The sequence below is a fragment of the Streptomyces sp. NPDC086549 genome, from assembly GCF_044746205.1.
GTDB lineage: Bacteria > Actinomycetota > Actinomycetes > Streptomycetales > Streptomycetaceae > Streptomyces.
Genome location: NZ_JBIVBS010000011.1, coordinates 84,781 through 108,881, shown reverse-complemented (window position 1 = coordinate 108,881; position 24,101 = coordinate 84,781). Strand labels below are relative to the sequence as shown.

Here is a 24,101-nt window from a genome sequence, read left to right as displayed (position 1 = left end):
AGCGACCGCACCTCAGCCACTCTTTGACAGTCGTCCAGAATCGCGATTCTCATGCGGATTCCTCTCGCTCGCGCCTGGTGGGAAGAGCGTGCTGCGACAGTGCGAGGGCCGGACGCTTCGATGCCTTCCAGGTTCGCACTCGTACCTCGGTGTGAGGAATCACGTGTGGCACGTGGTCTCCGGGACCGGGTGACCTACGTCCGTTTTCGGCCGGTCACCGTGCAAGCAGCGCGACCGCTCCGTACCAGACCGGACCCGGGTTGAGCAGATCCGGGTGTCATCCGGTCGAAGAACTCGCAGGTAGTTGGGTTGCTAGGACGGCGTCTTCCTCGCCGAAGATCAGCGCCGACGTCAGCGCGTGCGGCGGTCACGTGCCTGTGGTGGCGTGTCGCTTCCGCGTGAGCCGTGGGGTTCGGCGCCTACGCAGCGACGACTACACAACAGAACCGTGCAAGCATTGACTATGTCGATTGGCCGACGTACTTTCGGCTGCAGAAGCACGACAAACCAGGCAGCATGTACAGGTATCGACATGGTTGATCGGTGACAGGTCTCTCGGGGCTGCCTCTGAATCCCAAGGAAGCGAACATGCCCGGAGCACAGCTGAGCTGGAGTGTTCACGTAGCGCCGTCGATCCCGACCGAGATCGAGGACCTGCCGCCCGACCTCCCCCGACGCATGTGGTCACCCATCACGGCCACACTCATCACGGGCGAGCGCGACGCGGTCCTGGTCGACGCGCTGATGACGGCCGAGCAAACAGACCGGCTGGCCGACTGGGTGGCGGCGAGCGGCAAGAACCTGACCACGGTCTTCGTGACCCACGGGCACGGTGACCACTGGTTCGGCCTGGGCACCCTTCTCGAACGCTTCCCGGGGGCGCACGCAGTGGCGACGCCGGCGGTGGTGGAGCAGATGAAGAAGCAGATGGCACCGGAGTTCGTCGCGTCGTTCTGGGACAAACGGTTCCCCGGGCAGGTCCCGAACAGGCTCGTGGCCGCCGAGCCGCTGGCCGGGGATCATCTGGAGCTGGAGGGCCGCGACCTCGTCGTCGTGGGACTCGGGCACACGGACACCGATGACACCACCTGTCTGCACGTGCCCTCGATCGGCTTGGTCGTGGCCGGCGACGCCGTCTACAACGATGTGCACCTCTACCTCGCCGAATCGCCCGCCGAGGGCCGCCGAGCCTGGCTGGACGCGCTCGACGCCATCGCCGCACTGGAGCCGCAAGCGGTGGTGGCGGGACACAAGAACCCCGACCGTCCAGACGACCCGAAGAACATCGCCGAGACCCGGCGCTACATCCGTGACTTCGAGGCGGTGGCAGAGCGCACCACGACCACGCTCGATCTCTACCGCGGCATGCTGGAGCTGCATCCTGGCCGGGTGAACCAGGGCGCACTGTGGGGCTCGGCCAGGTCTGCCAAGGGCTGAGCATCAGCCAGGGCGGCTGGAGCCGCTAGGCCCCGGGGCAGCAGAGAAGCCGACACCCTCACGCGAGGAGTTACACTCTCAACCGTAATAGGTGAATGCGCTATGGGCATGTTGCCCTGGTTGTCGTCACGGAAAGAGATCCCAGAATGTCCTGGACTGCGACAGACCGATACGGCCTGGAGCCCGCCCCGGGCGGGCTGGCCTTCGTGCAGGACCTGCTCAACACACTGTCCGCCGGTAAGCCGCGTGAGCCCGACCTTCTGCAGACCGTCGAGGGCGCTAATGCCTGGCTTGACCAGGCGTTGGAGAGCTGGAGTGGCGCGACCGACCGGCCCGCGCCCGGCATCGAACTGACAGCCGAGGATGTGCAGGGCCTGCGCGACTTCCGTCACGACCTGGGCCAGATGTTGCGGGACCAGGTCGGCGACTCGACACCGCAGACCGGCCCGGCGGCTTCACTGATGACCGTGCCCACCGCCCTGAGGCTCGACGAGCACGGGCACATCCACGCCGAGCCTCGCGGTACGGGATGGCGGCAGGTGGCGTCACTCGCCCTCATCGAGGCCTATCAGGCGCAGTGCACCGACACTCTGCGCCGCCTCAAGTCCTGCCGAAACACGCGCTGCCTGGCTGCCTTCTACGACCGCTCCCGCAACAACAGCGGCGTCTGGCACGATGTCCGCATCTGCGGTAACGCGGCCAACCTGCGCAACTATCGTGCCCGCAAGCGGGCCGGCGCCGACCAGGTCTGACAGCCGACTCTCCGGCGCGGTCCTCGCGCATATGTCTCGCCTGCGTCGGCTACCAACGACTCAGCGGATGGCGGAACTTGACCGTCCCTCGGAGCGAGAGCAGGTTCCGCCCCTCGGCAGCCGCCACGGCGGCCGCGTCGAAGCCCGGTGCCGACGCTGCGCGCAGGCAGCTGGCCTGTGCACCGAGGCGGCCGACCACAGTGCGTCGGTGGGCGTCGCCCACCAGTGCAGGAGTGGCCTGCCGGCGGGCTCAAGAACCGTTGGCCGGCTCCGGCTTGAGAACCGTGACCTCGCTCGGACGCAGCACACGTCCGTCGGCGAGCGTCATCTCGAGCCTTGCCACGCGCTCACCGGTGTTCTTCTCGACGAGCGGCGGGGGCTCCTCGTCCTGGGGGAAGAGGAAGTCCCCGCCCCACTGGTGCAGCGCATACATCACCAGGCGAAGGGACTCTCCCTTCTCCGTGAGGGCGTACTCCTGATACGCGCTGCCATCCGAAGCGGGCTGCAGGCGCAGGATGCCGTGGGAGACGAGTTTGGCCAGCCTTGCGCTCAGGATGTTTCGGGCAAGGCCGAGGTGCTTCTGGAACTCGCTGAAGCGCCGTACGCCCTCCAGCGCGTCACGGATGATCAGGAGTGACCACCAGTCGCCGATCTGGTCGAGCGACCGGGCCACCGGGCACGGGGCGTCGGTGAAAGCGGTTCTGCGCACGTGGACGCTCCTCCTCGATGCGATGGCGTCAGCCCTTTGCTTGTCCAACGGCATGGTTTCACATTTAAACCGCTTTGGTCCTGGTGGGTGACTGTCAGCTGCCTGCAGGCCGCCAGTGCTTCCTCGGCGTCTATGCGGCAGCGACGGTCTGGCGTCGGTGTGCATGCAGGAGCGTCGCCGTGTACAGGAGCAAGAACGCCGCGGTAACCGCAGCCAGGAGCACCCACGACACGGGCCTCCAGCCGGACACGTCGGCCCCTCGGAGCCAGCGGAGGAGGAAGTTGCCGCCGGCCGCGACCGGGAACGAGAAGAGCCAGTACCCGTTGTGGAACGACTGCTGGCGCAGGGCCGGAAGCAGGAACACGACGATCAGGAGGGTGAACAGCACCAGTCCGGCGAAGCCTTCGCCCACGGCGTCGAACGTGCCGTGGTGGGCCGCCGTCCAGGCCAGTCCGCCGGTGGCCGGTGGGATGACCAGCACCGCAAGCGTGGGGCGGGCGGTTCGTGGCATGCTGCCGCCATTTGCGACCAGACCGCCGAGGACGAGGGTGCCAAAGGCGAGCCAGTACAGGATGCCGACAGCGAAGGTTGCCGCTGCGACTTTCGGAAGTTGCAGGGTCGAGGCGGTGGTGCTTGAGATGAACGGGGCCGACACCACTGGCAGCAGGTACCCCGGGTGCAGCGGAGCGGAGGCGAGACCGCCCGTGACCCAGTGCGCCAGGAGGCGCGCTGCAATGATCGCGGCCGCACCGGCGAACACGGCGTATGCCCACCGGGGTCCGTCCAGCCCATAGCGGGCGAGGTGTCCCGCCGCAAGCATTCCTACGATGGGGATGTAAGCGAGGGTGAAACCCTGGCGGGGGTGGTGCAGGTCATACAGGACGTTGCGCCACCGTCCTCCTCCATGGCGTATGTACTGCGCCAGCAGCACCACCCACACCAAGCCGCTCATGGCGAACAGCGTGTCGCTGACCCACAGGCGTGCACCGAGCGTCTGCGATGCGGACTGCCATGCGGCGCCCAGCCCCGCCGTTCCGAGAGAGATCGACTGAAGGCCGACCCTTTCCGCGCGGACGTCGGGCGACTGGTTCTCATTACCGGAGCGGCGATGCCGTCCCGTAGCGCCGAGTGCCGGGGCGTCCGGAGTCTGTTGCGACGCGACGCGCCCGTCCGCTAGTTGCTCATCTGTGCCTACCGGCTGCATGGCGGCCTTTCTGCTTCTCTCTGGAGCCTGCGATCAGGGGGCGATGCGGGCGGCGGAGAGAGCTCCCGGCGCGAGCATCCGCCCCATGTGGTTTCAAAATTAAACCAATGGGGACCTTGATTGCCAAACGGTGACCGATAAGAGGTAAACGTCATACGGCTGCGTCGCTGATCGGACAAGTGGCGCACGTCACCGATCTAGTTCATTGTTCAACTTCTTGCTTGGAACTATCTTCGGTGGAAGATTGCTCGATGTGAGCGTCCTGCCCGGGACGGACGACCCGTCCCGGTGTGACACCCGAGGAGGCCGCGATGTCGGCATCCAAGAACCGACTGCAGGGACTCCTCGCACGCGTCGGCCGCATTTTCGGCCGGTCCGCCGCTAGGCACGCCAGGCGTGCGTCCCTGTCTGCAGAAGAAATGGAACCCGTCATGTTCAATGTCGCTAATGTCAAGGCCGCTCCCAGCCCGGACCTGCTGACTCCCGACAACTCGGTGATGCTGTTCGTCGACCATCAGCCGCAGATGTTCTTCGGGACCGGCAGCGGTGACCGGAACGCGATCATCAACGCCACCGTGGGCCTGGCGAAGGCGGCCAGGGCCTTCGGTGTCCCGGCGGTGCTGACCACGGTGGCCGCCGAGTCGTTCTCCGGCCCGATCCTGCCGCAGCTTGCTGAGGTCTTCCCGGGCCAGGAGATCATCGACCGCACCACGATGAACGCCTGGGAGGACAGCGCGGTCGTCGAGGCGATCAGGGCCACCGGCCGCCGGAAGATCATCATCTCGGGTCTGTGGACCGAGGTCTGCATCGTGCTCCCCGTCCTGTCCGCGCTCGGACAGGGATACGAGGTCTACGTCGTGGCCGACGCCTCCGGCGGTGTCACCCCGCAGGCCCACGAGCACGCCGTCGAGCGGATGATCGGCGCCGGTGCGGTGCCGGTGACCTGGATCCAGGTCCTGCTCGAGCTGCAGCGCGACTGGGCCCGTACCGAGACGTACCTCCCGGTCATGGACATCGTCAAGGAGCACGGCGGCGCCTACGGCCTCGGCGTCGTCTACGCCCAGTCCGTCATCGGCGCCCACGCCGCAGGCTGACCCACCGACCTGGTGCCGGCCCGAGACCAACCCGTACGGACCGGCACCAGTCCACCAGCCTCCAACCCAGGTCCCACCGCACACGACGCCTGTCGGCGCGCGGGCCGCGGGCTGACAGCGCTCTGGCCCGCTGGCTCGAGGGCGTCTTGTCCCGAGTCGGCGCTGGCGCCCAAGGACTCCATGCGCGTGGCGCCTGGTGGTTCCAGCGGTGCGGACGTCCTCTCGCGCCGCAGGGGAAATGCCGCCTCCCGTAGGCCGGCGCCGAACCGTACGCGCCCGGCGGCCGGTTGGACGGCCCCGAAAAGTGCCGTCGCATCAAGGACAGAGCGCGCCGCCGACCGCCGTGGGCGCCGGGCGGCGCCGTGTCCGCGCGGGCTGTGGGTGTTTGTTGCCCGGCGCCTGGTCCGCGCGGGTTGCGGGCCGGGTGGCTGGGGGCACTGCCCCGGGATCTGCGACCGGGTCCAGGGGCGGCAGGGGAGCTCGCCCGCGCCTGCGGCGAGCGTCCGGCCCGTCGGTCTTCGTGTGCAGGCAAGAGCAACCCGAACCGGGTCCGGGTCTGGGTCCGGGTCTTCAGTCAAGGAAGCGACAGTGACTATCAACCATCCGAGGGCCCGGCGTGCGCCGGGCGGCCGTGAGCCGCTGCTGCCGGCCCTGATGACCGTGACGGCGGTGAGCGGCCTCATCGACGCGGTCAGTTACCTGGGGCTGGGGCATGTCTTCACCGCGAACATGACCGGCAATGTGGTCATCATCGGTTTCGCCGCCGCCGGTGTCCCCGGGTTCTCGGTGCTCGGCTCGCTGGTGTCGCTGGCCGCCTTCCTGGCCGGGGCGGTGCTCGCCGGCCGCCTGGAGACCGTGATGCGCGGCCGTACTGCGCCGGGTTGGCTGCGCCTGACCCTGGTGCTTGAACTGGTGCTGCTGGCCGCGGCGACCACGGTCGCCTTCACCGCGGGTCATGCGCTGTATGTGCTCATCGCCCTGATCGCTCTGGCCATGGGTCTGCGCAACGGGACGGTCCGCAAACTCGCCGTGCCGGACGTGACCACGACCGTGCTGACGCTCACGCTGACCGGACTGGCGTCCGACTCGGCTCTGGCGGGCGGTACCGGTCCGCGGGCCGGCCGCCGGCTGGCCTCCGTGCTGGCGATGCTGGCAGGCGCATTCGGGGGAGCCCTGCTCGTGCGGCACACGGGGCTCGGCTGGCCCCTGCTGGCCAGCACCTGCGGTGCCGCTGCCGCCGCCGTGACCGTGCCCCGTAGATCGTCCACCGGCTGACGCGGCCCGCCGGTCACGCCGGTCACGCCGGTCCCACTGGTCTCCCCACCCCACTGCGGCCCCCGGCGGCCGCTTCACCCCTCACACAGCTCCTGAGTACTCCCTGCCCGGTTTCCGAGTACTCCCTGCTCAACGGAGATGATTCACATGGCCACTATGCCTGTGGCTGGCCTCACCCTCGTCACCGACGAGAACGCCCGCGAGGCCACGGTGCGCAATGTGCACCTCGGCATCGAGTACCCCGCGGCCCACATCGCGGACGTGGTGGTGCGCAATGCCAAGATCTACACCGGTGACCCGCACCGTTCGCAGGCCAGCGCGGTCGCGATCAAGGACGGCAAGGTCACGGTGGTCGGCGACGACGCCGACATCGTCCATCTGATCGGCCCGAACACCCGGGTGGTAGACGCGCTGGGCCGCCGGGTGATCCCCGGCCTCAACGACTCCCACCTCCATGTCATCCGCGGCGGCCTGAACTACGTCCTGGAACTGCGCTGGGACGGCGTGCCCACCCTGCGTCAGGGCTTGGCCATGTTGCGCGAGCAGGCGGCCCGCACCCCCAAGGGCCAGTGGGTCCGCGTCGTCGGCGGATTCTCCGCCGACCAGTTCGCCGAGAAGCGCCTGCCCACCGTCTCCGAGCTCAACGCCGCGGCCCCGGACACCCCCGTCTTCGTCCTCAACCTCTACCAGTCGGCGATCATGAACCGTGCCGCCGTCCAGGCGGCCGGCTTCACCAAGGACACTCCCGACCCTCGAGGTGGGCAGATCGTCCGCGGCCGTGACGGCGAACCCACGGGCATGCTGCTGGCGGCCCCGGGCGCCCTGATCCTGTACTCCACCCTGGCCAAGGCCCCCACCCTGCAGGGCGAGGACCTCAAGACCTCCACCCGGCACTACCTGCGCGAACTGAACCGGTTCGGCCTGACCTCGGCCATCGACGCGGCCGGGGGCTTCCAGAACTTCCCGGACAACTACGGCACCGTCATCGACCTGGCCAAGGAAGGCCGGCTGACGCTGCGCATCGCCTACCACCTCTTCCCGCAGACCGGCGGGCAGGAGATCGACGACCTGCGGCGCTGGATCGACATGGTCAAGCCCGGCGACGGCGACGAGTGGCTCCGCCTCAACGGCGCTGGAGAGAACCTCACCTGGGCTGCCGCCGACTTCGAGAACTTCTCCCAGCCCCGCCCGGAACTCGGCCCCTTCGAAGCCGAGTTCGAGAAGGCCGTACGGCTGCTGATGGAGAACGGCTGGGGCTTTCGCCTGCACGCCACCTACGACGAGACGATCCGCCGCGACCTCGCGGTGTTCGAGAAGCTCGCCGCCGAGGGTCTCTTCCCCGCCGGCAACCGCTGGCTGTTCGACCACGCGGAGACGGTCTCCCGCGACAGCCTCGACCGCATCGCCGCGCTCGGCGGCGCCGTGTCCGTCCAGAACCGCATGTCCTTCCAGGGCGAGGCGTTCGTCCGCCGCTACGGCGCCGGGGCCGCCGCGGAGGCACCGCCGGTGCGCGCCATGCTGGAGCGCGGCCTGACCGTCGGCGCCGGCACCGACGCCACCCGGGTGTCCTCCTACAACCCGTGGGTCGCGCTGCACTGGCTGGTCTCCGGCCGCACCGTCGGCGACCTGGCGATCTACCCGCCCCAGAACCGCGTCAGCCGCGAGACCGCACTGACCATGTACACCCGGGCCGGCGCCGAGCTCACCGGGGAACAGGACGTCAAGGGCATCCTCGCCCCCGGCTGCTACGGCGACCTCGCCGTCCTGTCCGACGACTTCTTCACCGTCCCCGAGCAGGACATCCCGCACATCGAGTCCCTCCTCACCGTCACCGGCGGCCGCATCGTCTACGCCGCCGCCGAGTACGAGGGCCTGGACGAGGCGGTTCCGGCGATCAGCCCGGCATGGAGCCCGGTGGCGCACTTCGGCGGCTACCAGGCCACCGTCAAGCCCAGCATCTCGGGCGCGCGGCAGGCCGAACTCCTCGGCCAGGCCGTCGCCGAGTCCGAACAGCACCGGCAGTGGCGTGCCGCCCGCGGCTTCACCCCCGAGACCGCACCCGAGATCTTCGACGCCTGCTTCGTCCTGTAACGCACCACTAACGCACCGCGACCGAGCGCTGCCGCACCACCCACCCACCCATGCACGTATGAGGAGAGTGTGATGAACACCGGATTGCTCATCCTGCGGCTGGCCGTCGGCCTGCTGTACGCCGGGCACGGTATCCAGAAGGTCAGCCACCGCCTCGGAGGCCACGGGATCGAGGGCGGAGCGGCAGAGTTCGCAGCAGACGGGTTCCGCGGCGGCCGCCTCACCGCGGCCGCCGCGGGAGGCGGACAGATCACCGCGGGCCTGCTGCTGTGCACGGGAGCACTCACCCCACTGGCGGCCACCATCGCGGCCGGAGTGATGACCGTCGCGGTCACGGTCAAACGGCGCAACGGACTGTGGGTGCAGAACGACGGCTACGAGTACCCACTTATGCTGATCATCCTCCCGGCCGTACTGACACTCACCGGACCCGGCCGCTGGTCCCTCGACCAGGCCACGGGGCTGCTTCCCTGGACCCCCTGGTGGACAGCCGCCGCCATCGGCCTCGGCATCACCAGCGGACTGGCCACCCGCACCCTCCTCCACCGGCCGGACCTACACTCCTGAGTGATCGGGAACATCCGCGCCGCCAGGGAGTTGAGACCGCCATGGAGTCCAAAACGAGGGACCTATCCGGCGCGGTACCACCGGACGAGGGCGGCGAGGGCCGAGGTGCCGGTCAGAGCATCGACCGTGAACTGCTTGACGGGTGGATGCTGGTGATGCAGGGCTTTCACGCCGCACAGGATTCTCTCACCAGCGAGCTGGACAAGCGTTTCAACCTCGGCCAGGGCTTCGTCCACGTCCTGGTGTGTTTGCTCGCTGCCCCCCAGCACGGAATGCCGATGACCCGCCTGGCACGCGAGGCACGTATGTCCAGCGGCGGGTTCACCAAGCTTGCCGACCGGCTCTGTGCGGCCGGCCTGGCCCGGCGTGTGATGTGCGAGGACGACCGACGGCTCACCTACCTCGAACTGACTGATCAGGGCCAGGACACCGCCCGGGCCATCTCCCAGGCGGTGACACAGATCCTGCGCGCCCGGGTCCTGACCCCCCTCGGATGCGACGGGTTCGGCAAACTCGCCGATGCCATGCGTACACTGCGCGACGCCAACGACGACCTCGGCAAGTGATGCGTAGACGGCACGGAGGGGCATCGGAGGCACACGGCACGCCGCATCATCGGTGGCGCAAACCGCTGCCCGCCCGGCAGCCTCCTTGCGACCGACGGCCCGCGGATACGACCAGCCCGCGTTCTCCAGTGCACCACCCTGGCGCAGGTATGGGCCGTGGCGGATGAGCAAACCGCCGCGCCGCCTCTCCTCCCGGACGGCGATGGTCCGGCCGGCCGCCGCGGCGTACCGGACCCGCGACGCTGCCCCACCAGGATCTCGACGGCAGCGCCCTGAGGGTGGACAAGGCTCGTGCACCACACCGGCGACCCGGTCGGATCGCACACGGCCCGGGCCGGAGGAACCCCTGAGACAGCAGACGACGCGCTGACACTCTGCCCAGCAGGGCTCGCTGGCCGGCGGCAACCGCAACGACCCAGCTCCTGCCCCCGCTCGACGCCCTTTTGGCGCTCCGCGGAGCGGACGCGCTCTTCGCCGACCGCGGCTTCGACCCCGATCTCCACCGTGAGAGGGATCGCGCCCCTCGGCATCCCCGTGATGGCCCCTTCGTATGACCGACACAGCACAGACTGCCACTGCCGGATCGCGGTCGGCGCGCCTACGTGCACATCCTCATGCCTCAAGGGCAGCTACGGGGCTACGGCCCAGGCAAGCAGCGTCAGGCTGGTCAGGCCGAGCCGTTGATGATCCGGGTGCCCGGAATCGGCCCTCGTGACAGTGGAGTTGCAGTGTGAGTCCACGCGTGGGGCTTGCGTGCGGTCCCGCACGATGATCTTGCCGGTGTTCTGGCCGCGCAGCATGCCGAGGAACGCTTCCACTATGTGCTCGAACCCGTCAACCACCGTCTCGTCCAGAGCGAGTCGGCCGCTTTACAGATGGGGTACCGCGAATTCGTACAACTCCTCCTGCGTATTACGGTAGTTGCTGAACAGGAAGCCCTCCATGCGGATGCCTTTCTCCACGATGTCCGCGTAGTTGAAGCGCGGCGGCGGCGCGTCGGGGAGCGCCCGACACGCCAGGTCGGCTGTGTCACCACCTCAGAACTGGCCGGATCCGCTGTCGTACGCGCGTTGGTGGCCACGGTCCCCCAGGGGAGGAGCGTCCTTGGCTGCGCAGCTTGACCAGGTTGACAGCCAGTCCGACTGGATGCGGACCGGGGTGCATGACGCGCTTGCGGAGTCGGACAGTGCGCCGGACCTCGAAGCGGTCTGTAGGCAGCTCGCCCGGTACCCGGAAGAACCTGTGCGTCGGGGTGCCGGGGAGATCTCGGCATGGGCGGACGACACAAGACGGTGATGTGAGTAGAACTGCCTGTGGGTTGTTTCATGCCGCCGTCACCGAGGGACGCGGGGTTCGTGGACGGCGCCGTCGCGGGGCATTGCGAACGGGACGCTGATGCGGTGGCGGGCGAGGCGAGGGAAGGTCTGGCCGCTTTCGCGGACTTCCCTGATCGGCATGGGAAGAAGATCCAGTCGACCAACCCGCTGGAGCGGATCAACCGGGAGATCAAGCGCTGGACCGCCGTGGTCCAGATCTTCCCCAACCCCGGTGTGCAATTTAACGCCGTTGACTCTCCGAGGGGGCATGGCGCCCCGTGTGCCGGGTCTGGCCGGGGACCCAATGTCGCCGGGCCGGACCAGGCCGGATTCGTGATGGCCTGGGCCAGTTCGATCTCACCGGTCCCGCTTCCGTGCCGTCAGCTGGAAGAGCCGAGCGGTGTGCATGTAGGGCGGACGCGCGGTGGTGGCGAGTTCCAGTTGCTCAAGGTCGGCGTAGAACGCCGGATCGTACTTTCGCGCGTCGTCGGTGATGTAGTCGCAGAAGCTGCGGATGCCGTAGTGCTGCACGTCCTGGCAGCCCAGGTTTCGCAGGACGGGGATGATCTCCTCGGCCGCGTGAAGTGTCAGTACCGAATCGAACATCTGGGTCCGGGCTTGATCCGTGGCCAGCGCAGCCAGCGCGGCGGCGGGGGCCATCTCGCGAACCGCGACGTTCAGGGCGGCCGAGTGCCGGTTGATCGCCATCACGGAGAACAGCCCGCCACACTTCAACGAGGCGAGAGCCGTGGCGAGCGTGCCCGGAACGTCGTCCACGTACTGGAGGAGGTTGTGGCACAGCACCACGTCGAACTCTCCGCCGACGAGATCGGCGGGCAGAGCTGTAACGTCGGCCTGCACGCAGGTGATCAGCTCTGCCAGGCCGGCCGCCGAGGCTCGTTCGGACGCGGCAGCGAGCATGGCGGGGGCGTAGTCGACGATGGTGACGTGGTGCCCGCGGGCTGCGAGACGCAAGGCGTCGCCACCGTCGCCGGCGGCCAGGTCAAGTATGCGCAACGGGCCGCCGTCGCTGTCGAGATGACGGACCAGGTTTGCCTCGGCGATCGTATAGCGCAGACGGCCCCAGGGGGCCTCCTGCCATTCCCGCCAGGTGGACATTGCGGTGTCGAACTTCTCAGGAGCTTCAGACATCTGGCGACGATAGCTCGAACAGTCTCCCAAACGGTCTCACTCACCAGGGAGTTCGTCGCCTGCGGACGGTGGCACTGGCGCGATCCATCGTGCTGACCCGAGCGCAGGTTCACCCGCTCCAAGACCACCGTCGGGGGTGAATCTGCTGAATCACGATGTCCAGCGGGAAGCGTTCGCCTTGGCGTCACGCTTTCGGGACGACTTCTACGCGTGCCTGCACGCCCGCCGTGACGACTGTTCGAGCTGACCGACGCGTTGCTGTGCGCGGACGCCGCCGTGACCACGCCGGTGGAGCTGACGCTGCCGGCCGAGCACCGTCGCGGGCATGGAGCTTTGCACGCGGCCTTGAATCACGGCCGTATTGACGTCACCCGACCGCGGCGGAGCGGTTGTTCTGCCACGCCTACGGCCGGGGCCGGGACCAGCACCTGATGACCCTGGCTGGACCTATTCGTTCGTCGCCGCACTGGAGACCGGGCGGACGTCCTGGTGCCGGCTTCTGGACGTGGTCCGCCTCGGCCCGGAGGGCGACGCCGGGATCGACAGCAGCTCACTGCCCTCGACTGGACCAGCCGGAAGCTCCGCACCCCGAGCAGGGCGCGCGCCATCGTGCTGGTCGGCGCCGATCGCTCCAGCGCCCGTTGCCGGTGCACCCACCGACATCGATCAGTCGGAGCGCAGACCCAGCCCGATCTGGGTCGCGTCGCTCTTGCGTGAGAATCATCGTTCTCATACAGTTGACCCGACGGTGAGAACGATCGTTCTCCGCGGCGGCACGCGCCAAACGGAACACGCGCCCGCCGGCGGCGATACGACACAAACCCAAGGAATCGACATGACTGACCACCCACGTCCTCCGCTCCCGCCGTTCACCCGGGAGACCGCGATCGAGAAGGTCCGCCTGGCGGAAGACGGCTGGAACACCCGCGACCCCGAGAAGGTCGCCCTGGCGTACACCGTGGACTCGCGTTGGAGGAACCGTGCGGAGTTCGCCACCGGCCGCGATGAGATCATCGCCTTCCTCACCCGCAAGTGGAACAGGGAGCTGGAGTACCGGCTCGTCAAGGAGCTGTGGGCCTTCGACGGCAATCGCATCGCCGTGCGCTTCGCCTACGAATGCCATGACGACTCACGCAACTGGTTCCGCTCCTATGGGAACGAGAACTGGGAGTTCGACGACAACGGCCTGATGCGGCGGCGTTATGCCTGCATCAACGACCTCCCCATCAAGGAGTCGGAGCGCCTGTTCCACTGGCCGCTCGGGCGCCGCCCCGACGACCACCCCGGCTTGAGTGACCTCGGCCTCTGACCGCCCGCCCCGCGCTGTAGATCCGGGCCCAATGCTGGAGCTACGGCGGGTCGCGTGGGTGCGTGAGCATGCCTGAGGCGGAGATCGGCTTCAGGCTGGATGTGAGCCGTCAGTCACGCCCCGGCTCGGCTCGGTAATGACGCGACCCTGAAGCGGTGGGGCGGGCAGGAGTTCCCTGCAGGTCTTGGAGATGCTCTCACCTGCGGTGATCGTGGGGTGTTGCGCCAGATTCGGCAATTCCCTCAACGCCCTTGCGTGGAGAACCATCGTTCTATAGGTTGATCAAGGGTGCGTTCCCATGACCCCCTCGCAAACCGCGACGCAACTCGCGCCGACGGCCCTGTGCGCGTCATGCGAACAGCCCCCGATGGCCTCCGCTGCCGCTGCGCCGACTTGCGTTCATGCGGGCGTGTACCGGCACGGCGTGATCGCCGTGCCGGCCCAGGAGCGCTGGGTGGGTACGGCCCGCCACTTCGCCGCGTCTCTGTTGGCCCGATGGGGCGTTGTCTCAGAGGATCAGGACTCCGTTCTGCTGATCGTCGGCGAGCTTGCGGGGAACGCGGCCCAGCACGGACGGGCTGACATGATCGTGAGCCTCACGTTCGAAGGCCAGGCCGTGTGCGTGGAGGTTGCAGACTCCGGCGCCAGGGCGCCCTCGCCTCACCCTCGCTGCACCGATGGCAGTGATGAGCACGGCCGTGGCGTGGGCATCGTCGAACTCCTGGCGGACTGGACCGAAACACTCGAGGAACCGGAGCGCCGGCGGGACCGCGCCGGTCTTCGGGTCGCCACCGCGCCGGCAGAGTCGCCCTGGGCGGGCTCTGTGCTCGCTCGAGCGGGCAGCGGAATGTACCCTCCGGCCCGGTGCGCTGTACCGTAGGAGAACGGCCGTTTTCGCAATTGAGGTGATCGAAGTGATCGAAGTGGAACCCGAAACGACTGAGCAGCGGATCCTCGACGCTGCCGAGGAGCTGTTCTACGGCCAAGGCATACAGTCGGTGGGAATGGATGCGATCCGCACCACCTCCGCAGTACCCCTCAAGCGCCTGTACCAGATCTTCCCCTCCAAGAATGCCCTGGTCGAGGCGTACCTGAGGCGGCGAGACGCCAGGTGGCACCGCGATCTGGCCAAGTACGTGGATACCTATGACTCACCCACACAGCGGATTCTGGCGGTCTTCGACTGGCTGTTCCTCTGGTTCGATGAGCCGGGATTCCGCGGCTGCGGCTTCATCAACTCCTTCGGGGAACTCGGAGCGACCACCCAGGTTGTGGCCGACATCGCGAAAGCCCACAAGAACGCCTTCCGGCGATATCTTGCCGATCTCGTGGCCGCCGCGGACGCGCCGACGTGGCTGACCGACCAGCTCGTGCTCCTCGCCGAGGGCGCCATGACCACAGCGGCCATCTCCGGGTCGCCAGAGCCCGCCCGTCACGCCAAGGACGCCGCACGCACATTGCTGCGGACCGCTCACCCAGACATCGTCACCGCTGCCTGAGCAGGCGGTCGCCCTCACCCGCAGCCCACGCTGGAGGTCCGCGCAACCGTCGTCCACCCCGTACTCCGCAGCAGTCGTGGCGGTGGGGTCAAACCGGTAGCGCAGACAATGCAGGCCACTGGACAGTCCCGTCCGCCTGGGCGCCCAAGCGGCCCAGTACCGCGATCGAGGCCGTATTGCCGGGCAGGACGAACACGAAAACGGCAGGGAGTGAGAGGCGGCGAGACGCCAGGTGCAGGCACGCACGGCCTGCCTCGCCGGCGATCCCACGGCCTTGGGCCCGGGGGTGCACGGTGAAACCGAGGTCAACTCCGTGCTGGGCCCGATTACGCAATCTCACCCGGCTGAGAAGGGCCATGTGCGACGACCACGTCGCCCACTGGACCAGACACGGCTACGGCGACTTTGCGGTCAGGGATGCTGCAACGCACGCCCGAAAGTCTGACTCTCTGTGGTTCCACGGACTTCCGCTGTTGAGCACCCGCTCCGGCCAGTCCGACAGGACCAGGGCCGCGTTGGGAGTGAGCTTGACAGCGATCTGCTCGTTGTCCATGGTCAGAGCATAGTTCTGGCCATGCCGCCCTGGTCCCGCTCGCTTCCCGCCCTGAGCATGGGGAAATTCCCCTGGATCTCGACCGTCGAATCGGCCAAGGTGCACGAGTGAGCACTGAAAAAAGTCCTGCCGAACACGAGAACCGGTGGATCCTGAACCTTCGCGGCCTGAGAGTCACCAAGATCAGCGTGGACTTCCGGCTGGTGCTGGTTCTGGACTCGGACTGGGAGGTCGCGTTGGAAGCGCCCGTTGGCCTCTCGCGCGGGACAGGCCACGCCAGCCCGTCCGTGATCCTGAAGCCGGAGTCGCAGGACGTGGCAGCGGCCCTCGCTCTGTTCGGAGCGAAGGTCCTATCGGCGGTCGCGTTCAAGTCCGGCACCCTGCGCCTGGTTTTCGATACCGGTCACCACCTCACCTGCACGTCCGATCCGTCCTTCGAAGCGTGGCAGGTCACGGGCTCAGCGGGGTGGCGCTTCGCATCACTGCCCGGAGGTGATCTCGCCGTCTGGACCCCCTCGCCGCGCCTCCGCGTCGACGGAGGCGCGGTGTGAAGCGCAGTCACACGCAGCGATGCACTGAGCTTCCGCCAACTTGAAGTCGCAGCTCAAAGCGCTGGTGTGAAAGTCTTCTGGGGTGCTCACGCTGGTCGTAGGCGGCAGTCCACGGAGTCGATCGTCCGTCAGCAGTTGCCACGCGGCTTCCTGCTCGAAGTGGCCGGACGGCCTTGTCCGGTCACAGACTAGGCTGCCGGCTTCACAGTCAAGTCACCGCTCGTTGTCCACAGATCCAGACGGTACGCGCCTGACGGGTCGTTCTTGAACGCCACGTTCTTGTCACCGTGGGAGTCGTTCGCCGAGATCTGGTACTTGGCAGGTGGTGCGGTGACCGTGAGGTTGCCGTTGGTCGTGCGAGCCTTGACGTTCTGCGGGGTGGCCGTCTGGATCGTCACCTCGCCGTTCGATGTCTGCGTGTCGATGCCGCCGCCCTTGACGTCCTTGAGGTCGACGTCACCGTTGGACGAGCGTAGCTTCACAGGGCCCGTGGCGTTGGTCACCGCGATCTCACCGTTGCTTGTGTGCACATCGACCGTGCCGACATCGGTCAGTGTGAGGTCACCGTTGGACGAGCCTCCCGTCACCGGAAGACCGGCAGGAACTTTGACGATGTAGTTGACGCCGCAGTTCTTGCCGCAGCCGGACAGCACCAGGATGCCGTCCCTGACACGGAAGGACGTGCCATTCGGTTTGTCACCACGGTAGTTGACCTTGCGGTGCACGGAGATCGTGGAGGCGTCGGCCGAAGCGTCTACCTTCACATCTCCGTTCCCGTTGTCGAGACGGATTGAGGTGACTCTCTGAGGCACCTTGGCGTCGTCCTCGAAGGTCTTCTGACTGAGGGCCGAGCACGCGGACAGCCCGCTGACTGTGAGAGCGGCTAGAGCCGCCGCTGTAAGAATGCGCGTCTGTCGGCGTTGCATGAAAGTCCCCCGTATGAAGCGAGTTGCATCGTTGACCAGTCACCGCGATCCTACGCAGCCGCTTTCCCGCCGGCACTGGGGAAAACCCCCCAACACCAGGACTGGTCCGCCACCGGAAGAGGCTGCTGCGACCGACTGCGCGAGCTCACCAGGAGACACACAGTACGATCACGGCCTGCTCGTTCTGACGGACCTCGAAGTCAACCGCTGACACACGAGAAGTGGGCGCAGGCGGCGAATAAGAAGGCGGTGCCGCTGCCGGCCGCGCGGTTCGGGCAGCGTACGCGGGCACTCGCCTGGCCTGCTTCAAGGATTACGGCCGGGGAGAGGTCATCGTGAAAGTGACCGAGGGCTGGGGCCACCAGGGGGTGTGGGCCCCGCCGGCTGTCGGCGGCCGAGCGGGAGTTCGCGCGGAACATGGCCAGGGACGAGAGCGGCGGGACCTTCCGTTCCCGCAAGCTGTCGGACTGGCGGCGCGGAGCCTCGGTGTCCAGCACCGCCCCGCGCGCTGACTTCCCGGCCGGGCGGTGTGGAGACACCGGCCTCGGGACGAACCGTCCGGTCAAGGGATGCTCAAGGGTCCAAGTGGACGGCCACGCGTCAGGGTGGGAAGACCTCGAACAGGGGGTGGCTTCGCACGGTGGTGCCTGTCGTGCACGCACCGGAGGCGCGTGGGACGGACGAACAGACGAACAGTTGCTCACCGAGGCTGTCCGGGGCCGTGCCGCCTCGTCACAACTCATATCTCTCCCCAGTGACTTGAGTTGGTCGTCGGTGGCGGCGGAGAGTAATGGGTTCGGCGCCCCGGTGCCCTCCGCAACCGGGGGAGCCGGGGGCCGGCGCCCGGCCGTGTCACCAGGTCGGGCGCGCTGCGGAAATGAGATTTCCGGATCCCTGTCACATCGCTGTGGGCTCGTTCGTCAGTGCAGTGAAGTCGCCGACCAGGCCGATGCGAAGGAGCGCCGTCATGACGAACACCTCGATCTCCCGGATGACGAACCCGGCCGAGTTCGTGCCCGAGTTGAACGACATCAGCGCGGCTCTTTTCCGGGCCACGGGCAACCGCTCGGTGCCGCGTACCACGATGAGCCTGGTCCACCTGCGTGCCGGGCAGATAGTGGGCAACACTTACCTGACGGTCCTGAACACCGGCTTCCTGCGCAAAGCGGGGGAGTCGGAGGAGCGCATCACCGCTGTCTCCTCGTGGCAGGACGCCCCGTACTTCAGCGATGCCGAGCGTGCCGCTCTCGCTTTGGTGGAGGCCACTCTCCAGCCGGCGCCGCACGGCAAGGAGCGTGTTTCCGACGAACCGTATGCCGAGGTGGCGAGGCACTACGACGAGAAGGCGCTGGCGACCCTGACGGTCGCGATCGGCCAGATCAGCTTCTTCATCGCCCTGGCCGTGATCGGCAAGCCGCAGCCGGTCAGCTCTCTCGCGGACGAGCAGTGGGACTGACCTGATCCGTCGATCAGGCAGGCTCTGGAAGGGGTGTGGCACCTCGGATATGTCTGGCCCGTCGCTTCCCCCGTTGCGGCGGGCCAGAACTGCCCGTTCAGCGATCAGTGAGCGCATCCCGCAGGACACCCTGATACCCCAGACTCAGGACCACGGCCTTCGTACTGGTCAACTGACTTCGTGACGGAGCACAGGATCAGACGAAGGCCGCCTTCAGATCCGCTGAACTGGGAAAACGCCGATCAACTTCTAGTTTCGTTCAGCTCAGCTCCTTGAGATGAGCAGCTCACTGTTTGCTCAGCGAGTGCAACTGGGCGAACTCGTCAGCGAGCATGCCCATCATGACGAGATCATGGTGCCGACCCGCGAAGAACACGTGATCGCGGAGGCGGCCTTCCTCGATGAACCCGAGCCGGCGTTGAAATGCCAGCGATGCCTCGTTGTGGGCGAAGACCCGTGCTTGGCACTTGTGATGGCGCCGTTCGGCGAACATGAAGCGCAACAGCAGCACCACGGCTTCTGCCGCGTAGCCCTTGCGCCGGTGGTCAGCGCCGATCGTGACGCCGTACTCGAAGCGGCCTCACGTCTGTTGGGCGCCGGATCACCCCAGCCCGGGCAGGCTGTGCGGCTCGGCGATCCGCAAGAGTCGTGCGCTCTGCTTGGCGGAAGGCCGTTCCCTGGTGCCGCCTGCGGCTGTTTTCGCGTGGCGGGCGGACCTCAACTCTTGACGGCCTCTGCGATCTGTAGGGCGGCCTGGGCGGGCGTGAGGTGCGTGGTGTCGACGACCTCGGCCTCGCTGTGCAGCCACGTGCGGGCCGCCTCGGCGTAAGGCTCAAGGTATTTGAGGCGGAACGGGGAGGGGATGGGAGTGTCCCCCTCGATACGCCCGCGGAGCGTGTCCTGGTCAGCGTGGAGGACGAAGTGCCGAACCGGGATGGCATGTTGGGCGAGGCCCGCGCTGATCTCGCGCCAGTACTGCTCGACCAGGACAGTCATGGGTACCACCAGAGTGCCGCCGGTGTAGTCGAGCACGCGGCGGGCGGTCTCGACGACGAGCTGCCGCCACGGTGGCCAGTGCTGGAAGTTGTCCGTCCGGGGCAGCCCCGGCGTGATGTCCATGAGTGTTTCGCCGACCTTCTCGGCGTCGAACACTCGTGAATCCGGGATCAGTTGCTGCACGAGTGGACTGGTCGTCGTCTTGCCTGCACCGTGGGTGCCATTGAGCCATACGATCACGGGGCCCGATGCTAGCGCGGTGCGGGCCGCGGGAACGGGTACGGCAGAACCTGGTTGAGCCTGGACACGTTAGTTGGAACTGGTGAAGCTCGATGAGCTGGTGGTTTCTGGTCGGTGGGACACGCTTGTTGGCACCAAGTGGTCACGCTTCTCGCAATCAACCGTGAGTTGTCAGTCTTCTTGGCACCAGTTCCGAAGATCCAAGGCCCTCGTCGGTGGTGGGCGCTTTCCTTCATGCCCCGAGAAGCGTGAGCGTGGGCAAGGCCGTACGTACTCCTGACGGAACGGCGGGTGGGCCGCTCTGGTCGCCCTCGCCAGATGGGATGAACTCCTCGTCCCGGTGTCGGTCGACGCGGCCCGAGCCGGTCTGCGGCTGGATGACGACTGGCCCCTTCGTTGGTCGGTCGAGTGGAGTGGAGGACCGACCGGCGAGGAGCGGGTCTCCCGGACGGTGCGGGAGCTCGGCCAGGTGCCGATGGTGAACAGCGATCCGATCCGCTGAATCTCCTGGCGGTGAGGACAGCGCCATCGTCCGGGGCCTCAGTTCATGGTCAGCACCGGCCGGCTTCATGGTGCGGAGAGCCTGGAGGAGGCCAGGCTGCTGCTAGCGCTGGACTTCGCGGGAGACCGATCTCGATCCGGAGGCCGGCGAGGTCCCTGAGATCCCACCGCACGTCAAACCTCCCCGACAGCATGGGAAGAAGACCGGTAGCAGGCCGCGCAACACGGTCTTCGACGACCACGGCGACAGGCCGGCCGCCGATGGCTGAGCCCACCGCCTTCGGCCGACCGCTGACGCGAAGCCTCGACCCACTGCCCGGCGAGTCCCTTGGCGGCTACCTGCTACGGCTCGCTCACCGTCTCCATCCCTCGCCCATCCGCCTGGCCCGGCTGACCGGCTGCACCAAGCAACCCTCGACAACCCCGCTCGGCCGGATGCTCTTGCTGGACCTCGACGTCGTCAGCTTCGCCCGCGCCACCCGGCTGAGCGAGGAGGAAGCGGCCGCTCCGACGTTCTTTCCCTGAGCAGACCGCTATCCCCCGATCGCTCGCATGCCCTCCGGCTCCGGTCCTCAGGCATCCCGTGACGACTGGCTGTTCAACAACATCCCGCCCTACTGCCCGCAATGCCTCGCCGGCGACGGCACCCCCGTCGAGCAGCAGTTCGGAGGCCCCCTGGAAGAGGATCTGGCAGTTGCCCATCGCAGTCGCCTGCCCTGACCACCGTGTCTTCCTGCAACACGGCTGCCACCGGAACCACCCGTCACACCGAGCAGTCACCCAGCTCATCGCCGAGGCGGCGGACAGCACCCTCCACCCGACTCAATGCCGACACCCCGACCAACCCGGAGGCCAGGGAGGAAAAGGACCGTCCTGCGGAGCCCGCCTCGACCAGCACACGGACACCGATACTCCTCAGCCCTGCGAGAGCATGCTCAAGACGCAGCAACGACTGCTCGACCATCTCGAACCACACCGCCCGGCGGAGAACGCGCACTCCTTCTTCACCGACCTGCGGGTGGTGACGGCACTGCTCTGCGCGTCCTGGCCCCACGGCCGGGACCTGACCGACCCCAGCATGTCCCACGCGGTCGACGCTCACACCCGCGCCCTCGGATCAGGCGCCCGCCAGGCACTCGACAGGCCGCCGATGGATTCCACCGCGACCGCTGCCCTGCTGACCGCGGCCGCGAACCTCCTCGATGCCCCCGACCTCAACGACACCCTGCCAAGCACGTCCGAGCGACCTGGGAAGGCCGCCCCAGCCGGGCTCCGTGGACACGGTTCTTCGTCCGGCATGGATCATCATGCTCGGAGGTCCTGCAACAGGCTGCGGAACCCCCGTTACCCACGCCTACCGGCGACGCTCAGGTCCCCACAACCCAAGGCGTTTATCCGGGCTGACGGCTACCTCCCCGAGCACGTGCCCGCGTTCCTGGAGCAGAGCTGGTACGAGAAGCACTTGCCGTCCTCGTCCCATCGAAGCGCAACAACCCCCAGACGTCCGCCAGGCCTGGCACCTCCGGCGCAGCAGCACATGGTCCCAGCTCTCACGACCCGATCCGCTCGACCACTACGCGGCACTGCGAGGGCTCCGCATCCAGCACGCCGAAGATCTCGCACGGAAGATCGACAAACAAGTGACCTCGCGCAGCCGAACCCGATCCGCCGGGACTGAGTTCTGAAGGCCATGGTGAGTGACGCAGAAATGGTGCTCGGCGAAGCGTCAGGTAAGTGCCAGTGTTCCGGGAGTCTTGAGTCGGCAGGAGCCGCGGTTTGGCGTGGGCACCGAGCTGGGGTCGCAGGACGCGGTGCGACAGCTCACTGGAGGGCATGAAATCTGCTCAGTCGCAACCCTCCGGAAGTCACGAAATCCTTCAACTCGCAAATCCGCCAGAGGGCACAAAATTGTTCAGTCCGCAAATCCGGCAGAGGACATACAGTCCGTTCGTCCGCAACAGTTTGACGAGAAATTCTAAGCTTGACAGCGTCGTGGAGCTTGCTTATGGTCCAGTCGTTCAGGTTCCCGCCGATCGATATCCGAAGGTGTTCATGACCACGCCTCCAACGTTGCCGAAGTCCAGGCAGCAGTTAATTCTTGCCGTTCTTATGTTATGTTCGCTGCTGATTTGGCTGGACAATACCGTCCTGAGTACTACGCTGGAGACCCTTGCAGACCCGGTCCGTGGACTGGGGGCCAATCCCGCTCAGCTGCAATGGGCGACCGGTTCGTACACTCTGGCCTTCGCCACATTGATGTTCACTGCAGGCGCATTGGGTGATCGGTTCGGTCACCGGACTGTGTTTTCCAGTGGGTTGGTGATCTTCGCCGGGTCCTCGCTGTGGGCGGCGTACACAAGCGATGCGGGCCAGCTGATTGCAGCTCGAGCTGCGATGGGGGTGGGCAGCGCGCTGATCACGCCCGCCAACTTGGCCATCCTTATGTGGACCTTTACTGGCCCTGCGCGGGCTGCCGCGATCGGCATTTTCTCGACGTCGGCCGGTGTCGGAATGGCTGCCGGTCCGGTGCTGGCGGGGTTCCTGCTCGATCATTTCTGGTGGGGCTCGGTCTTTCTGATCAATGTCCCGGTCGCGGCATTGGCGTTGGTCGGGCTCGCCGTGCTGGTTCCGAATTTCCGCAGCCCCACTCCGCGGCCACTGGACCCCGCTGGAATGTTGCTGTCGATCAGTGGGCTCCTGGCATTGGCCTACGGGCTGATCCGGGCGGGGCAAGTGGCTGTGTGGAGCCGTACCGACGTCTGGGCGCCGATCGTTGTCGGTCTGGTTCTGCTGACCGTTTTCGTACTCGTCGAACTGCGTGTCAAGGTGCCCAGCTTTAATCCGCGACTGCTCGCGCAACGCACATTCGGCGGCGGCAATGTGGCGCTCGGATTGCTGCTCTTCGCTGTGGCCGCCATCACCTTCTATAGCGCGTTCTACCTACAGGGCGCGCTCGGATTTTCGCCGATGAAGGCGGGTTTGGCCAATATTCCGACCGCATTCGGCGCGCTCGTGGGGGCGCCCCTTGCCTCGCGCCTGGTTCGCCGCCTGTCGCTACGCCCTGTCACCGTGCCGGCGCTAACCGTGGCTGCGCTGACCATGGGCGGGTACGGATTCCTCGGACTCCAAACTCCACTCGTCTGGATCGAGATCCTGTTGTTGATACAGGGTCTCTCGATCGGCATGGTGATCGGCCCCGTTACGGCCGCATTGATCAGCAACCTGCCGTTGGAACAGGCCGGTGCAGGATCGGCCGTCACCAACACCGTGCGACAAACCGGCAGTGTGATCGGAATCGCAGTAGGCGGCACGATCATGTCGATCATGTACCGACATGCGATCGAACCTTCGCTGGAGGGTGCACCCCGTCCGGTGCAGGATCAGGCACGAGTTTCCGCCGAACAGGCCCGCCACGTCGCCACCGCTATCCACCGGCCCACTCTTGCGCAGGCTGCCGATAATGCGTTCATCCATGCTATGCACGTCGGCGCGGGCTGGATCGCGGTCATCGCACTCCTCGGAGCAGCTGTGCTGCTGATTACCTTGCCTGCTGTCGGAAAGAAGAAAGGTCCGATACCGGAGCCGGACTACGAAGAGGCCCGCAGCTCCGTCTGAGAGTGTGATGGCAGAACGCAGGCTCAGGCCCGCCGCAGGGCAGCATCAAATACCAGCTTCCGCAGCTCAGCGGGCACATTGGGCGCATCTCGCCAAGCGTCTGCGATCGCGAGCAGCGCCTCCCACGCGAGTTCGGCAGCGACGCCGGGCTGACCAGTGTCGATTTCGGCGAACAGCCGCTTGCAGAGGACGTTGGTGACGTCATACAGGGCGCCCGAGGCGCGGGCCACATCGGCCACACCCGAGTCCGTAGCATGAGGCGGTTCACCGGGAAGCCGAATGGCAACCGAAC

21 protein-coding genes and 4 pseudogenes are annotated in these 24,101 nt (G+C 67.0%); 16 read left to right on the top strand and 9 right to left on the bottom strand.

What is annotated here, in order from left to right; genetic code table 11:
* Positions 1–588 precede the first annotated feature (588 nt).
* Together ACIPSA_RS30475 and ACIPSA_RS30470 are read left to right on the top strand one after the other, a co-directional pair.
* The gene (locus ACIPSA_RS30475; RefSeq protein ID WP_402640069.1) at positions 589–1,437 is read left to right on the top strand and encodes an MBL fold metallo-hydrolase; all 849 of its coding nucleotides are present in this window, start codon (positions 589–591) and stop codon (positions 1,435–1,437) included.
* A gap of 146 nt (positions 1,438–1,583) precedes the next feature.
* A complete protein-coding gene (locus ACIPSA_RS30470; protein WP_402640067.1) occupies positions 1,584–2,189 on the top strand; it encodes a CGNR zinc finger domain-containing protein in 606 nt (201 codons plus the stop codon).
* 250 nt (positions 2,190–2,439) lie between these two features.
* Here ACIPSA_RS30470 and ACIPSA_RS30465 read toward each other — a convergent pair whose 3' ends face one another.
* Together ACIPSA_RS30465 and ACIPSA_RS30460 are read right to left on the bottom strand one after the other, a co-directional pair.
* Positions 2,440–2,952, bottom strand: coding sequence for a winged helix-turn-helix transcriptional regulator (locus ACIPSA_RS30465; protein WP_402640065.1), 513 nt, complete (start codon positions 2,950–2,952; stop codon positions 2,440–2,442).
* Positions 2,953–3,028: 76 nt separating this feature from the next.
* Entirely contained in the window at positions 3,029–4,102 is a 1,074-nt protein-coding gene (locus tag ACIPSA_RS30460; RefSeq protein ID WP_402640064.1) for a hypothetical protein, read from the bottom strand.
* Positions 4,103–4,533: 431 nt separating this feature from the next.
* Here ACIPSA_RS30460 and ACIPSA_RS30455 point away from each other — a divergent pair, with 431 nt between their 5' ends.
* The 5 genes from ACIPSA_RS30455 to ACIPSA_RS30435 all read left to right on the top strand — a co-directional run bounded on the left by ACIPSA_RS30455 (position 4,534) and on the right by ACIPSA_RS30435 (position 9,695).
* Positions 4,534–5,196: a hydrolase gene (locus ACIPSA_RS30455; protein ID WP_402640062.1), complete on the top strand. Its 663-nt coding sequence runs from the start codon at positions 4,534–4,536 to the stop codon at positions 5,194–5,196.
* A 588-nt stretch (positions 5,197–5,784) separates the two neighbouring features.
* The gene (locus ACIPSA_RS30450; RefSeq protein WP_402640060.1) at positions 5,785–6,471 is read left to right on the top strand and encodes a YoaK family protein; all 687 of its coding nucleotides are present in this window, start codon (positions 5,785–5,787) and stop codon (positions 6,469–6,471) included.
* Between the two features lie 147 nt (positions 6,472–6,618).
* Positions 6,619–8,562 carry an amidohydrolase gene (locus tag ACIPSA_RS30445; protein WP_402640058.1) on the top strand — a complete coding sequence of 648 codons (1,944 nt, stop codon included), beginning with the start codon at positions 6,619–6,621 and terminating at the stop codon, positions 8,560–8,562.
* Between the two features lie 72 nt (positions 8,563–8,634).
* Complete coding sequence (locus ACIPSA_RS30440; RefSeq protein WP_402640056.1) at positions 8,635–9,129, top strand: DoxX family protein; 495 nt, start codon at positions 8,635–8,637, stop codon at positions 9,127–9,129.
* A 41-nt stretch (positions 9,130–9,170) separates the two neighbouring features.
* Positions 9,171–9,695, top strand: coding sequence for a MarR family winged helix-turn-helix transcriptional regulator (locus ACIPSA_RS30435; protein ID WP_402640054.1), 525 nt, complete (start codon positions 9,171–9,173; stop codon positions 9,693–9,695).
* Between the two features lie 761 nt (positions 9,696–10,456).
* Here the strand turns inward: ACIPSA_RS30435 and ACIPSA_RS30430 are convergent.
* Positions 10,457–10,696, bottom strand: a pseudogene (locus tag ACIPSA_RS30430) (NADP-dependent oxidoreductase); the annotation flags it as partial.
* Between the two features lie 408 nt (positions 10,697–11,104).
* Between ACIPSA_RS30430 and ACIPSA_RS30425 the strand changes: the two are divergent.
* A pseudogene (locus tag ACIPSA_RS30425) lies at positions 11,105–11,239 on the top strand (transposase); the annotation flags it as partial.
* A gap of 129 nt (positions 11,240–11,368) precedes the next feature.
* Here ACIPSA_RS30425 and ACIPSA_RS30420 read toward each other — a convergent pair.
* A complete protein-coding gene (locus ACIPSA_RS30420) occupies positions 11,369–12,163 on the bottom strand; it encodes a class I SAM-dependent methyltransferase (protein ID WP_402640052.1) in 795 nt (264 codons plus the stop codon).
* A gap of 142 nt (positions 12,164–12,305) precedes the next feature.
* On the opposite strand from ACIPSA_RS30420, the pseudogene ACIPSA_RS30415 reads away from it, so the two are divergent.
* The 4 genes and pseudogenes from ACIPSA_RS30415 to ACIPSA_RS30400 form a co-directional block, all read left to right on the top strand.
* Positions 12,306–12,695, top strand: a pseudogene (locus tag ACIPSA_RS30415) (transposase); the annotation flags it as partial.
* A gap of 303 nt (positions 12,696–12,998) precedes the next feature.
* A complete protein-coding gene (locus ACIPSA_RS30410) occupies positions 12,999–13,472 on the top strand; it encodes a DUF1348 family protein (protein ID WP_402640525.1) in 474 nt (157 codons plus the stop codon).
* Positions 13,473–13,770: 298 nt separating this feature from the next.
* On the top strand, positions 13,771–14,352 hold the full coding sequence (locus ACIPSA_RS30405; RefSeq protein WP_402640050.1) for an ATP-binding protein: 582 nt from the start codon (positions 13,771–13,773) through the stop codon (positions 14,350–14,352).
* 43 nt (positions 14,353–14,395) lie between these two features.
* Positions 14,396–14,971 (top strand): TetR/AcrR family transcriptional regulator, encoded by a 576-nt coding sequence (locus ACIPSA_RS30400; protein WP_402640523.1) that lies wholly within the window; start codon positions 14,396–14,398, stop codon positions 14,969–14,971.
* Positions 14,972–15,059: 88 nt separating this feature from the next.
* Here the strand turns inward: ACIPSA_RS30400 and ACIPSA_RS30395 are convergent, their stop codons facing one another.
* Positions 15,060–15,329: a GNAT family N-acetyltransferase gene (locus tag ACIPSA_RS30395; RefSeq protein ID WP_402640048.1), complete on the bottom strand. Its 270-nt coding sequence runs from the start codon at positions 15,327–15,329 to the stop codon at positions 15,060–15,062.
* A gap of 302 nt (positions 15,330–15,631) precedes the next feature.
* Here ACIPSA_RS30395 and ACIPSA_RS30390 point away from each other — a divergent pair, with 302 nt between their 5' ends.
* The gene (locus ACIPSA_RS30390; protein ID WP_402640046.1) at positions 15,632–16,075 is read left to right on the top strand and encodes a DUF6188 family protein; all 444 of its coding nucleotides are present in this window, start codon (positions 15,632–15,634) and stop codon (positions 16,073–16,075) included.
* Positions 16,076–16,263: 188 nt separating this feature from the next.
* On the opposite strand, the gene ACIPSA_RS30385 is transcribed toward ACIPSA_RS30390, so the two are convergent.
* Positions 16,264–17,001, bottom strand: coding sequence for a DUF4097 family beta strand repeat-containing protein (locus tag ACIPSA_RS30385; RefSeq protein ID WP_402640044.1), 738 nt, complete (start codon positions 16,999–17,001; stop codon positions 16,264–16,266).
* A gap of 967 nt (positions 17,002–17,968) precedes the next feature.
* On the opposite strand from ACIPSA_RS30385, the gene ACIPSA_RS30380 reads away from it, so the two are divergent.
* Positions 17,969–18,457: a carboxymuconolactone decarboxylase family protein gene (locus ACIPSA_RS30380; RefSeq protein ID WP_402640042.1), complete on the top strand. Its 489-nt coding sequence runs from the start codon at positions 17,969–17,971 to the stop codon at positions 18,455–18,457.
* 286 nt (positions 18,458–18,743) lie between these two features.
* On the opposite strand, the pseudogene ACIPSA_RS30375 reads toward ACIPSA_RS30380, so the two are convergent.
* Both ACIPSA_RS30375 and ACIPSA_RS30370 read right to left on the bottom strand, forming a co-directional pair.
* Positions 18,744–19,037: pseudogene (locus ACIPSA_RS30375) on the bottom strand (GNAT family N-acetyltransferase); the annotation flags it as partial.
* Between the two features lie 137 nt (positions 19,038–19,174).
* On the bottom strand, positions 19,175–19,693 hold the full coding sequence (locus tag ACIPSA_RS30370; RefSeq protein ID WP_402640040.1) for an AAA family ATPase: 519 nt from the start codon (positions 19,691–19,693) through the stop codon (positions 19,175–19,177).
* Positions 19,694–20,455: 762 nt separating this feature from the next.
* Here ACIPSA_RS30370 and ACIPSA_RS30365 point away from each other — a divergent pair.
* Both ACIPSA_RS30365 and ACIPSA_RS30360 read left to right on the top strand, forming a co-directional pair.
* Positions 20,456–20,719: a TniQ family protein gene (locus ACIPSA_RS30365; RefSeq protein ID WP_402640039.1), complete on the top strand. Its 264-nt coding sequence runs from the start codon at positions 20,456–20,458 to the stop codon at positions 20,717–20,719.
* 1,467 nt (positions 20,720–22,186) lie between these two features.
* The gene (locus ACIPSA_RS30360) at positions 22,187–23,809 is read left to right on the top strand and encodes an MFS transporter (RefSeq protein WP_402640037.1); all 1,623 of its coding nucleotides are present in this window, start codon (positions 22,187–22,189) and stop codon (positions 23,807–23,809) included.
* Between the two features lie 23 nt (positions 23,810–23,832).
* Here ACIPSA_RS30360 and ACIPSA_RS30355 read toward each other — a convergent pair whose 3' ends face one another.
* On the bottom strand, positions 23,833–24,048 hold the full coding sequence (locus ACIPSA_RS30355) for a hypothetical protein (protein WP_402640035.1): 216 nt from the start codon (positions 24,046–24,048) through the stop codon (positions 23,833–23,835).
* Between the last annotated feature and the right edge of the window lie 53 nt (positions 24,049–24,101).